This window comes from Enterocloster sp. OA13, assembly GCF_022440595.1.
GTDB lineage: Bacteria > Bacillota > Clostridia > Lachnospirales > Lachnospiraceae > Enterocloster > Enterocloster hominis.
In genome coordinates, this window is the sequence record NZ_JAKNTF010000001.1 from 4,816,100 (window position 1) to 4,828,345 (window position 12,246).

Genomic DNA, 12,246 nt, shown 5'->3' on the forward strand with positions numbered 1-12,246 from the left:
CCTTCCCATCCTTTACACAGTTATTTTGCGGATTCCGGTAACCCAGCAGTTGTTTTCACGCAGTATCTTCTCCACGTAGCCCCAGTCCTTCAGGTTTTCCGGCGTGCGTATCTTCTCTGCCTTCAGCCGTTCCATGGCATGCATCAGACAGGACTGCACGTTGTAGGCGTAAATGACCGTCCCCTCCTCCAATACAGTCAGCGTGTGCTTGTAATAAGGAGGAATGTTGATCACATCCCGCTTCCTGGCTGTAAAATCATGGCCGTCCGCCTTTACATGGACCGCTCCTTCCATGACCAGGTACACATCGTTGCCCGCATATGGATAGTTCCACTCAATCTGAAGGCCCTTCTCAGGAAGCAGTTCCCAGATTTCCTTTACCCCGTCAGTCTCCCAGCGGCCCACCTTCAGGTTCAGCTTCATGCCGTCTATCTCAAAGCCTGCAATGGCCCATCCCTTTGGACGCACGGCCGGGATATCATACTTGCTGGCAGGCTCCGGCACCGGGTCATCCCGGTACAGGGTTCCAAGAAGGGTGTACCTTCTGGCCTTGAACTCCTCGTCCTCCCAGTATTCAGGGCTGTAGGTGCGGATGACGTGCTTGTCCTCCACACAGTTGTACATGTCCATGTCCTGGAACATTTCCCTCCAGATGGTGTTCTCCTCCAGGTAGCGGTAGCCGTGGTTCACATAGGGACGGATATGTACGATATCGCCTCTCTCGATGATGCATTTCTTCTTGTTGATGCATACCTCGGCAGAACCCCCGTCAATCAGGAATGTCTCATATCCATTCTCATGATCGTGATACGGCACGAACGCATCTTTGATGTACACCGTATCCCCCAGTTCGTTTATCATACGCCCGCCCTGAGGGCGGATCAGCAGGTCACCGTGGTTGTCGCTGTCCGGAATGGAATACAGCACATCTTCCTTAGGATCAATGTGCATCACGCTGCGCAGATTCTCAACACTCATTATTGCTCCTCCTCCACATAATTATTTTACCGCTTTAACTCACTAAAATTGCAGGATTTAAAAAAAGGAAGGCTGCCTTGCCTCTCTGCAACTCTTCCAAAAATCCACTTTTCAGTTTATGAAAAGTAGTATATACTATTTTTATGATTATGTCTAATATATGTTTACTCATGTTTTCCATGATCTTCAGGTTATGGATTCTAAAAGGAGGGTATGAACATGGAATTGCTGCAGCTCCGCTACTTCTGCGTGGTGGCGAAACATCAGAATATGACAAAGGCGGCTGCCGAACTGATGATTTCCCAGCCCGCCCTCAGCAAGACAATCTCTGCCCTGGAAAGGGAACTTGGCACGCCCCTGTTCGTAAGGCGCAACCGTTCCATTTTCCTGAACCGGGCAGGGGAGATATTTTATCAGAAAATAGACCAGAGCATCAACCTGATTGACGACACGGTCTCGGAGGTCAGGGAACTGTCTAATGAACCCTTTGGCAATGTCAGGCTCCTGGTCCTGTCCGCCTCCTCTTATATGCCGGGCTTTTACATCGCCTTCCACCAGCGCTATCCCTTCATCAAGCTCCAGCTAAGCAATTACATACGTTATGAGCACATGTTCATGTATGACTGCGATTTCTGTATCACCGCGGACGCCGGCTTCACCCCGCTGGCCGGAAACAGCGTGATTCCCATCCTGACGGAACGGTTTGTCCTGGCAGTCCAGAAGCAGCATCCCCTGGCCGGGCGGGAGTCCATCCACCTGAAGGAGGCAGCCCCCTATCCCTTCGTGGCCTCCAACCGCAGGGAAGACCTGGAATTCTACTGTCTGAAGGCCGGATTCCGGCCCAACATCATTGCGGAATGCGACAACGGGACCACCTATGAGACCTTCCTGCGCAATGGGGTGGGGATATCCGTGGTTCCCGAGATAACCCTGGGTTCCGTGCTTCCAGAGGATATTGTATGCATCCCCCTCACCTATCCTGTCATAGAGCGCACCATCAGCCTGACCTATGATTCCAGGCGCCGTATGTCCAATGCGGGACAGCTGTTTTTACAGTTCTGTATGGAGTATTTTCATGCGGAGGCATGAGGATGTAAGAATACCAGGTCCAGCCATTGGGCGCACTGGTCAAACCATCCGGCCACATGGGGGTCCGCGTACCGCTGTTTTTCAGCTTCCTCTACCTCCCTGGTGGCCAGGGACAGCCCGTGCTCACCGTAGGGATAGATGTGAAGCTCAAAGGGGACGCCTTTTGCAGCCAGGCTTTCGGCAAAGCACAGGGAATTCTGGACCGCGACCGTGGAATCCCCGGCAGTGTGCCATATGAAAGCAGGCGGCGTCTGCGCGTCTACGTACTTTTCCAGACTATAATATCCCGGCCCTGCAGAATACGGCCCTGCAGAATTCCCCTCTGCTGCTACAGGATCCGGCCCCGCAGGATCCCCTTCTGCCGCCGCAGGATCTGACCCTGCAGAATCTTCTTCTACCGCCGCAGGATCCGGCCCCGCAAGCATTTCCATACTCTCCCTGTGGGCGTATTTCCCTGCCGTGATGACCGGGTATCCCAGGATCAGTCCATCCGGGCGGATTACAGAACAATCTTCCCAGGCAAAAAGATGTTCATCGTTCCAGTGCACGCCAAGGCTGGCAGCCACGTGGCCTCCTGCGGAAAAACCACAGAGGATAACGGGCCTGCCGGGGCTGGCAGCGCGCACCTTGCGCACTGCCGCGGCTGCCTGGCAAAGAGGCGCCGTACCAAGGACCTCGCCGTGGACCGATACCTTGTAGTACAGGATCCATGGTTTCCATCCCTGTGCGGCAAATGCCTTTGCCACGGGAAGGGCCTCCCTTGGGGAGTGCCACCGGTACGCGCCTCCCGGGCAGATAATCACATTTCCCTTGATGCATTCCGGACCGTATTCCGGACCACATTCCGAACCAGTATCGCTGCCATCCAGCTTTACCTCTGCCAGACGGACCGTGGAATCCAATCCTGCCTCTGTCAAGTTAATCGTCTGCCTCAATCCGTCCACCTCTATCCTTCATTTACATGAAAGCCAAAGAATTCATTCACATTGTTGAAGCACACATCCTCAATCACCTGTTTCAAGGCTGCCTCGCCGGAGAAATATTCCCCTCTGTCCACCAGCTCCCCAAGATAATTGCACAGTACCCGTCTGTAAAGTTCATGGCGCGGATAGGATATGAAGCTTCTGCTGTCCGTCAGCATGCCCACGGACAGGCTGACCGGATACAGGTTGGCGCATGCCTCAAACTGGCGCTTGATGCCAAATGCCTGATCATTGAACCACCAGGGCGCGCCTAACTGCACCTTTCCCCTCACGCTGCCGTCGCAGAAGCCGGCTGCAAGCACGGCCCATGTCTCAATCTTCATGCCGTCAAGGGGGTACAGGATGGTCTTAGGCAGTTCCCCGGCTATGGTCAGCCGGTTCAGCAATTCACCCACGCTGGTCACGGAGCACTGGTCGTCCGTACAGTCAAACCCGGTGGAATGTCCTGTCCGCCTGACCCCGTCCCTGTTGGCATCCAGGTAGGTACCGATATGGAGCTGCATCACATAGTTGTTCCGGCTGTACCTGCGCCCCATCTCATAAAGGAACGCGCTCTGGTACTGGTCCACCTCATGGGCCGACACAGGTTCATTCTTCCTCGCCTTTTCAAATATCCCGGCAATCTCCCCATCCGTATAATCAGCCCATGTAAAATGCGGCACCCCGTCATCGCTGACCGTGGTTCCGGTTGTTTCCTGGAAGAACTTAAGCCTTGCTTCCAGGGCATCCAGCATGGTTTCAAAGGAATCAATCCCAATGCCGGACACCTCCTGGAGCTGGTCCAGATAGTCCGAAAACCCATCCTGTTCAATGAACATGGCCTTGTCCGGACGGAAGGCAGTGATGACCCTTGTAAACATCTTCTCCTTCTGAAGGGCAATGTGGCAGTGCAGGTCATCCACCGGGTCCTCGGTGGTGCTGGCCAGTCTGACATTGGAGTGCTCCATGCACCAGCGCCTGGTCATGTGGCGCTTTACGATCAATTCCTTTGTCCTCTGGTAAATCTCCTCTGCATTGTCCGCTGTCAGCGGCTCATCGATGTCAAAATACCGCTTCAGTTCCAGGGCGCACCAGATATAGACAGGATTTCCGATAAGCATTGGGAACACGGAGGCAAAGGCAAGGTATTTATCATGGTAACTGGCCTCTCCCGTGATGTATTTCTCATCAATCCCAAAGGTACGCATGGCGCGCCACTTGTAGTGGTCACCCCGCAGCCACATTTCCCCCAGGTCCTCAAATTCCCTGTCATCGCATATCTCAGAGGTCTGGAGATGGCAGTGGTAGTCTATGATCGGCAGTTTTTCAGCATATTCGTGGTAGAGCCTGCTCCCTGTCCTGCTTGTAAGGAACAGCTCCTCGTCAAATCTTGTGTTCATCTTCTTATCCTCCGGTTAAAATCCAATCAGGGCGCCGCCGTCCACAGGGATGCAGCTTCCGCTGATGTAGCGGGCGGCATCGCTGCAAAGGAATGCCGCGCACATGCCCACGTCCATGGGGTCGCCCACGGTCTTGGCAGGAATCCTTCCCATGATCTTGGCCAGACGCGGCGGATCGTTGTCCACGGCCTGATGGAACATGGGCGTGTCAATCCATCCTGGCGCAATGGCGTTAACTGTTACGCCGAACTCGGCAAGCTCGGCTGTCAGGGTGTGGATCATGCCCAGGAAACCTGCCTTGGAAGTGGAGTATCCCGCCACTTGGGGCTGCCCGATGTAGCTGGTCATGCTGGCCTGGTAGATAATCCTTCCTCTTTTCTGTTCCTTCATGTAAGGAACCACTGCCTTTGTCATGGCAAATGAGCCTACCAGATGGACCTCCAGGACCCGTTTGTAATCCTCCACCGTCATATCCCAGATAAATTTCTTGCAATGGTTCCCGGCATTGTTAACCAGGATGTCCACACGCCCCTGCTCCGTTACGATCCGGTCCACCAGCGCCTGGGCATGGCTTGTATCCGTAATGTCAAACTGGTAGAACACCGTTTTATCCCCAAATTCTTCCAGTGCCTCAGCCGCCTGTTCCGGGGACTCGAAGCTCACAACGCACACCTTGGCCCCGGCGCTTACAAGGCACCTGGTAATGGCAAGTCCCAGGCCCGTGGAACCGCCTGTGACCACGGCCACCTGGCCGGAAAGGTCGTACCAGTTTGTTATTTTAAAATCCTTCATTTCATTTTCAGTAAATGCAGCCATTTTCTCTCTCCTGTCTCATAAGGCATGTCTGCCAATGGTTCCCTGTCCAGACATGCCTGTTTATATGCTTATATGAATCCTTCACATATCCGCTTATACGTCCATATCTATACAGGCCCTTCACATGCCCGTTTATACGCAACCTCTTTTTCCTGATACTTGTAAGGGATATAAAATTCCTTATGTCCCAGGACCTCGCTCTTCGTGGGTGTGCCTCCGGCTGTTCCAGCCACATATGCAGCCAGGTCAAGGGCCATCTCCTTCTGGCTCATCCCGCCATACAGGATAGGGCTTGCATCGAAGTCCATGTCCTCCTCCATGCGGCTGAATGTCTCATGGTTTCCCGTAATCTTGATACAGGGCGCAACCGCGCTTCCCACCACATTGCCCCTGCCGGTTACCAGGAACACGATGTGGGCGCCGCAGCTGATCAGGTCCATAAGGCCCTCATTGTCATTGGGGTTGGTAATCCCAAACTGCATGAAGTGCGGGTCCGGCGTGGAATCCAGCAGCCACAGGCCGCCGTGCTTCGGGGGGACCGAAACCTTCAACACGCCTTCAATGGGGCGGGAACCGCTTTTAATCACCGCTCCCATGCTCTTTTCCTCAATGGTGGACAGGCCTCCGGCAAAGTTCCCGGGGCTGACCGAATACTGGCGCACGGATCTGCAGTAATCCAGGGCCTTGTCGTAGGTGTAGCGCAGTTCCCTTGCAGCCTCCGGGTCTGCCGCCCTGCCCACCAAAAGCCCGTCCAGTCCGATGGCCTCCACAATCTCCTCAAATATGGCGCAGCCGCCCAGGTCCACCAGGCGGTCAAAGAAACGCCCAACCACGACATTGCCCGCCAGGCCGCTGGTATAATCGCTGCCTCCGCACTCCGCGCCGATGACCAGGTCCTTGAACCCCATCCTTACCCGCGGGGTGTGCTTAAGCCGTTCCAGGGTTTCCCTGACCCAGGCCGTGCCTTTTGTGACTGTTGGTTTCGTCCCGCCCTCCTGCTGTATGGACATCCAGGAAGCTTCCTTGCCCTCTTTGACCGCCACGTCCGCCAGCCACTGGGGCTGTATGTATTCACAGCCCAGTCCCACGGTCAGCACGGCGCCCACATTGGGATGCTTTATAAGGCTGATCAGCAGGTCCACCGCATACTGGTTGTCGGTACACCCGTCAAAGCCTACCAGCTCCACATCCGGATGCCCGGACTCCTCCACGATCCTCCTGGCCACGAACTCCGAGCATTTGACCGTATAGATGACCAGCACCCGGTTGCGTATCCCGGGCGCCCCGTGCTTTCTCCCATAGCCCTGCCAGGACCACTCCGTCAGTTCCATCCTCTTTTCCTCACTACTCATATTTAGTATCCTTTGGCGCACCGGTCCGGACGTCCAGGTGGCTGGACCGCTCGTCATAGATGCTCTGCATCACGTGGAGATGGACCCAGCTTCCCTTAGGTATGTCCGCCGTGGCGCGCCCAATCACAACACCGTATTTTACAATATGCCCGCCTGCCCCTATATCCTTAAGGGCAATCTTATGTCCGGCAGGAATATCCGTTGCCGCCTTGATGGATTCCTCACCGTGGTCCCCGGTCAGCCCGGCCTCCTGCCCCGCCTTAATCCCGGCCAGGGCAGTGGCCACATTATCCCCAAGGTCAATCTGAAACGCCTTAATCTCTTTTTCCATATAAAACCTATGCCCCCGGATTTCCTTTACAGTATTCCAAATTCCGCAAATGCGTCGGTAGCCGACATGCCGCCCTCGATGGCCCGGCGCACGGTCTTCTCTCCAGCCGCCTTAATGAGGGCCTTTTCAATCACCTCGTCCTTAACCTCAGCCGGAATGATCAGGACGCCGTCAATGTCGCCGAATACAAGGTCGCCGTCATGGATGGTCACCTGGCCGATCTCGATGGTGCATCGGTAATCACACACATAGGTGCGGACCGAGGAATCCTGTGCCCAGCACTGTGTACAGAATACAGGGAAATTCTGCTCCAGCACCTGGGGCGTATCCCTGCTGTAGCCATCCAGCACAGCGCCCACTGCCCCTCTTGCCTTGGCAGTCGCCGTCAGCAGTTCCCCCCACAGCGCGCTGTGATGGGCGCCAGTGGCAATGTAAATGTCATTGGGCCTTAACTGGTCCAGGGCCTCGGTCAGATAGCCGAAGGGCTTTTTAGGACTGTCAAATACATCGTTTTCCAGAACCGTACACGCATACCCGGCCAGCTTCAGACGGTTGTCCGGCTGGCTGCGGTCAACAAACGCATCCGCCGGTACCAGGGCCTCCAGGGGCCGGATGGCAGCCGGAAGGAACTGGTGCTTATATCCCATCTGGTCCAGGATATCCCCCACCACCGGGGTGTAAAGCTTTTCTTTCATCAGGGTAAATAATTCTTCGTCATTATTCCATTGTGACATGGTATGTCCCTCCATTCAAAACCTTATATTAAACCGTTATATCAATATCGCCATATCATACCGCCGCATTATACCGCCGCATTATATCGCCATATTAGGAAGCCACATAAAACTCTGCGGGAAGTAAGTAAGGATGACCAGCGCAATGCCCATTACAATGTAAAATGGAATCATTGATTTTGCCAGCTTCTCAATCTTAATCCCTGAGATGGCGCTTCCGATAAACAGGGTGGAACCTACCGGAGGCGTCAGAAGGCCGATACCAAGGTTCAGCACCATCACCACACCCAGGTGGATGGGTGATAACCCAAGGGACATCCAGATTGGAAGGATGACCGGTGTCAGCATCAGGATCAGGCAGGCCATCTCAATCATGCAGCCCAGCAACAGCATCAGGATGTTCAGCATGATGAGGATCAGGATCTTATTGTCCGTCAGGCTGAACAGGGCTTCGGATACAATGGACGGCACCTTAAGGTAGGTCAGAAGGTATGTAAATGCGCCTGACACGCCCAGAAGGATCAGCACCTTTCCAAGCGTCATGGTGACATTGTTGAAAATACGGGGAATATCCTTAAAGCTGAAACCTCTGTAAATAAACAGGCCCACCACCATGGACCACACCACTGCGCAGGCAGCTGATTCCGTCGTGGTAAACACACCGGTGATGACACCCACCACCACAAACAGCACGGAGAGCATACCCCATACGGCCCTGCTGAACGCGCGCAGGCAGGCCCTCAGGTCAAACCTTCCCGTTACAGGATAGTTCATCTTAACAGACACATAGTAAGAATAGACCATCAATACAATGGACAGCACCGCGCCGGGAACATAGCCTGCCAGGAACAGCTGGCCGATGGAAACGCTTGTGACGCCGGAAGCAGCCAGGGTGAAGATGACCATGTTCTGGCTGGGAGGCACCAGGATGCCTTCCACGGAGCTTGCCATGGTAAGACAGGTAGCAAAATCCCTGTCATATCCCTGGTCCTCCATCATCTTAATCTCAATCGGTCCAAGGGATGCACAGTCAGCCGAGGAGGATCCGGAGATGCCTCCGAAGAAAAAGGAGGCAACCACATTGACCATGGCCGCGCCGCCCCTGAACCAGCCTACCAGTTCCTTTGAAAAATCAATCAGGGTATCCGTAATCCCGCCGGCGCTCATAAGTTCCCCCATCAGGATGAAGAAGGGGACCGCCAGCAGCGTATAAGAGTTCAGGTTTCCCACAAACTTAAGGGCCATCTGCATGGGATTGATGCCCAGGTAAAAGAAATCAGCCAGGGACGCGATACCGATGGCGTATACGATGGGCACCCGAAGGAATACCAGAACAAGGAACAGACCTATTAATAACAATGTTGCAGCAACTGTCGTACTCATCACTCACCAATCCTCCTTGTCCACTGTGTAATCAATGCCAGAACATACAGGACCCCTGTCACCGGAAGGGACAGATACATCCACGCATAGGGAATATTAACGCCTGCCATGGTATTGGTCCTGGCCTGCTGCATCAGCTGTCTGCCGTACACGAACATGAACACGGCAAAGGCAAAGATACATGCGGTTGCAAGCAGGTCCGTCACAAGAAGGGCGCCCTTACTCATCTTCTCGTCAAACATGGTCACTTTCAGATGTTCATCCGTGCGCAGCACCAGGGAAGAACCAAGGATGCTCATCCAGGTCAGCAGGAACAGGGACATGGGCTCTCCCCACATCGGGGATTTATGTATGAAATACCGCCCCACAAAAATATAAAATACGATTGCCACCAGGGCGCCCAGCATAAGGACGCAGACATGTTTTACAATGCCGAATACCACCTTATCAACCGACTCCCATAATTCTTTGAATTTTTTTAATCCGTCCATAAATTTTCCTTTTCCTTAAAAGAAAAGGATGCTGCCGGGATTATCCGCAGCACCCTTTTACAGTTATTCACGTACCGTCAGGACCATCTCTGATTAATACTCTGCATTCCTAAGCTTTTCAATGATTGCCTGTGAATCCGCATCATAGGAGGAGTAGACGCTCTCACACGCCTCTGACCACTTGTCCAGGTCGGCAACCTCCAGCTTTGTCACGCCCTTTTCCTCAAAGCTGTCAAAGGTAGCCTGAATCTTCTCCTGGTTATACTCGTAACATGTCCTGCCTGCTGCCTCGGCCGCTTCCTTCATCCAGCCCTGCTGCTCTTCTGTCATGGAGTTCCATCTGTCCTTGTTCATCAGGATCACGCCGCAGCCAAAGGTATGTGCATCCGGAATGAAATAAGGCGCAACCTCATTATAGGAATTAGCCATGTAGTTAATCACGTCATTCTCCGCCCCGTCAACAACGCCTGACTGTAAAGAAGTGTAAAGCTCGGAGTATGCAATGGGTGTTGCGGATGCCTTTAATGCCGTCATGGTATTGACCATCAGGTCTGTCTCCGGAACCCTCATCTTTAAGCCGTTCATCATATCCAGTGAGAACTCAGAAGGGTTGCCTAACTTCTTATATGTATTTTCCGTGATGAACATGTGTCTCGGTCCTTCTGTGAGCCAGCCCAGGGCCACATAGCCGCAGTCCGCCTCGTCAACAGATGCCAGTAATTCCTGGCCCAGGCTGCTGACCGCCATCTCCTGGAACTGATCCATGTCCTTAAACAGGAAAGGGAGTCCGCTCAGGCTGATTTTATCAGCGCCGTAGTTGGAAAGGGAGGAAGCGTTTCCTCTGAATATATCCAGGGTGCCCATCTGGATTCCCTGCATGCTCTCCTTCTCATTGCCAAGCGTACCGTTGAGGTAAAGCTCAACCGTGATCTGTCCGCCGGACAGTTCCTCAATCTTCTTTGCAAACTCCTTTGCTCCCACAGTGGCGCCGTAGTCCTCGCCGTTTACCTCGCTCCATGTAAGCTTGATGCTGTCGCCGCTTGCCGCCGCTGCAGGCGCTCCTGTCTCTTCCTTCTTAGCATCCCCTGCTTCTTTTGCCGCCTCTGTTCCAGCCGCAGCTGTGGTATCTGTCTTTCCTGAACCGGAACCGCATGCTGCCAGCGACATTGCGGTGAAAGCTGCCATGGTAATTGCAAATAAAGTTTTTTTCATGTTCTGTACCCTCCTAAAATTTACAAAAACGTTTTTGTTATTGCGTATAGTATTTTCATGATTTAGCATACCACCATTAAAATACTTTGTCAATCCACAGGAGGTTTTAGTTTGTTTAGTTGATATTTTGGTAAAAATAGCACAAAATATCTAATTTATTTTCGACATAATCACAGTTCGAAACTAAACTTTATTCCTTCCTTTACTTTCCCTCCCCTTGTTGCTATAATTTTCTAAAACGTTTTTTTAGTTATTTATGCGTTAAATATCCATATTGGAGGTAATATTTGTATGATTATTACAAGATTTGAGAGTTGGTGGGTAGAAAGAGGAAAATGTCTCTTTGACGAACGACGCCAGGGCGGTGCGAAGATGGGCTGGGATGTGATTGTCATCAAGCTTACCACCGACACAGGCGTGGAAGGGATCGCCACCTGCATGGCGGCGAGAAGCGGGGCTGTCAGCGAATCCTACCTGCAGGAAAGCATTGCCCCTGTGGTATTGGGAAGGGACCCCCATGACAGGGAAGCCATCTTCCAGGAACTCTGGGTCATTGACCGGCACGAAGCATTTTTCCCCGTATTCCTGCCCGGCCCGGTGGATGTGGCCCTGTGGGATATCTGCGCCAAGGAGGCCGGGCTTCCCTTATATAAGTACATCGGCGCTTACCGCAGCAGCCTGCCCGTATATGCCAGCAGTAACTTCTTAAGTTCCGTCCAGGACTATGTGGACGAAGCCCTCTATTACAAGAGCAGGGGAATCAAGGGCTACAAGGCCCATCCCGCCGGGCCTGCGGAATTTGACATGAAAGTCCACGCAGCCGTCAGGGAAGCGGTGGGCGAAGATTTCGTGCTGATGACCGACCCCGTGGGCGACTATACCCTGGACGAGGCCATACGGGTAGGGCGGCAGCTTGAAAAGCTGGATTATAAATGGTTCGAGGAGCCGTTCCGCGATTTTGAGCTTTACAAATACACGGAGCTGTGCCGTACCCTGGACATCCCCATCGCCGCAACGGAAACCACACGCGGCTGTCACTGGGGCGTGGCCCAGGTCATTGCGCAGAGGGCTGCCGATATTGTCCGGGCCGACGTAAGCTGGAAGGACGGCATCACCGGGACATTGAAAATCGCACATATGGCGGAAGGTTTTGGCCTGAACTGCGAAATCCATACAACTACCATGAACTATATGGATATGGCCAACCTTCACGTCAGCTGTGCGATTAAGAACTGCGAATATTTTGAATATTTCGTGCCCGAGGACAATTACCGCTTCCCCATGAAGGGCGACCTTCCCATTGACGGAAACGGTATCATCCACGTGCCGGACAAGCCGGGCGTAGGGGCCGAGCTTGACTGGGAACTGATCCAGTCCGCCTGCCATAATTATATCTGCCAGGAGTATGGAAGATAGCACTATCTGGCGTAAATAGCGGGTATCATATTCATTGGTAATTGTGTAGGGCAGACCAGAAGGGAGGCAAGGGCAGCAGCCA

General features: G+C 53.3%; 12 protein-coding genes. 2 read left to right on the plus strand and 10 right to left on the minus strand.

The window, feature by feature from the left end:
- Positions 1-12: 12 nt before the first annotated feature.
- Positions 13-978, minus strand: coding sequence for a cupin domain-containing protein (locus MCJ35_RS21310; protein WP_008720019.1), 966 nt, complete (start codon positions 976-978; stop codon positions 13-15).
- A 219-nt stretch (positions 979-1,197) separates the two neighbouring features.
- Between MCJ35_RS21310 and MCJ35_RS21315 the strand changes: the two genes are divergently transcribed.
- Complete coding sequence (locus MCJ35_RS21315; RefSeq protein ID WP_025485399.1) at positions 1,198-2,067, plus strand: LysR family transcriptional regulator; 870 nt, start codon at positions 1,198-1,200, stop codon at positions 2,065-2,067.
- On the opposite strand, the gene MCJ35_RS21320 is transcribed toward MCJ35_RS21315, so the two are convergent.
- The 9 genes from MCJ35_RS21320 to MCJ35_RS21360 all read right to left on the minus strand — a co-directional run bounded on the left by MCJ35_RS21320 (position 2,052) and on the right by MCJ35_RS21360 (position 10,748).
- Positions 2,052-3,002, minus strand: a complete 951-nt coding sequence (locus tag MCJ35_RS21320) for an alpha/beta hydrolase (protein ID WP_240299644.1) — start codon at positions 3,000-3,002, stop codon at positions 2,052-2,054. The two genes, MCJ35_RS21315 and MCJ35_RS21320, sit on opposite strands and share 16 nt — an antisense overlap.
- Positions 3,003-3,013: 11 nt before the next feature.
- A complete protein-coding gene (gene uxaC / locus MCJ35_RS21325) occupies positions 3,014-4,429 on the minus strand; it encodes a glucuronate isomerase (RefSeq protein WP_025485397.1) in 1,416 nt (471 codons plus the stop codon).
- 15 nt (positions 4,430-4,444) lie between these two features.
- Complete coding sequence (locus MCJ35_RS21330; protein ID WP_008720025.1) at positions 4,445-5,245, minus strand: SDR family NAD(P)-dependent oxidoreductase; 801 nt, start codon at positions 5,243-5,245, stop codon at positions 4,445-4,447.
- 107 nt (positions 5,246-5,352) lie between these two features.
- Positions 5,353-6,597 carry a UxaA family hydrolase gene (locus MCJ35_RS21335; protein ID WP_240299645.1) on the minus strand — a complete coding sequence of 415 codons (1,245 nt, stop codon included), beginning with the start codon at positions 6,595-6,597 and terminating at the stop codon, positions 5,353-5,355.
- Complete coding sequence (locus tag MCJ35_RS21340) at positions 6,590-6,928, minus strand: UxaA family hydrolase (RefSeq protein WP_008720029.1); 339 nt, start codon at positions 6,926-6,928, stop codon at positions 6,590-6,592. The genes MCJ35_RS21335 and MCJ35_RS21340 overlap by 8 nt, the downstream gene beginning before the upstream one ends.
- A 26-nt stretch (positions 6,929-6,954) precedes the next feature.
- Positions 6,955-7,662: an RraA family protein gene (locus tag MCJ35_RS21345; RefSeq protein ID WP_008720031.1), complete on the minus strand. Its 708-nt coding sequence runs from the start codon at positions 7,660-7,662 to the stop codon at positions 6,955-6,957.
- 81 nt (positions 7,663-7,743) lie between these two features.
- Complete coding sequence (locus tag MCJ35_RS21350; protein ID WP_025485394.1) at positions 7,744-9,045, minus strand: TRAP transporter large permease; 1,302 nt, start codon at positions 9,043-9,045, stop codon at positions 7,744-7,746.
- Positions 9,045-9,536, minus strand: coding sequence for a TRAP transporter small permease (locus MCJ35_RS21355; protein WP_008720035.1), 492 nt, complete (start codon positions 9,534-9,536; stop codon positions 9,045-9,047). Before MCJ35_RS21355 ends, MCJ35_RS21350 begins: the two co-directional genes overlap by 1 nt.
- A gap of 93 nt (positions 9,537-9,629) precedes the next feature.
- Entirely contained in the window at positions 9,630-10,748 is a 1,119-nt protein-coding gene (locus MCJ35_RS21360; RefSeq protein WP_025485392.1) for a TRAP transporter substrate-binding protein, read from the minus strand.
- A gap of 291 nt (positions 10,749-11,039) precedes the next feature.
- Between MCJ35_RS21360 and MCJ35_RS21365 the strand changes: the two genes are divergently transcribed.
- Positions 11,040-12,164, plus strand: a complete 1,125-nt coding sequence (locus MCJ35_RS21365; protein WP_025485391.1) for an enolase C-terminal domain-like protein — start codon at positions 11,040-11,042, stop codon at positions 12,162-12,164.
- Positions 12,165-12,246: the final 82 nt, after the last annotated feature.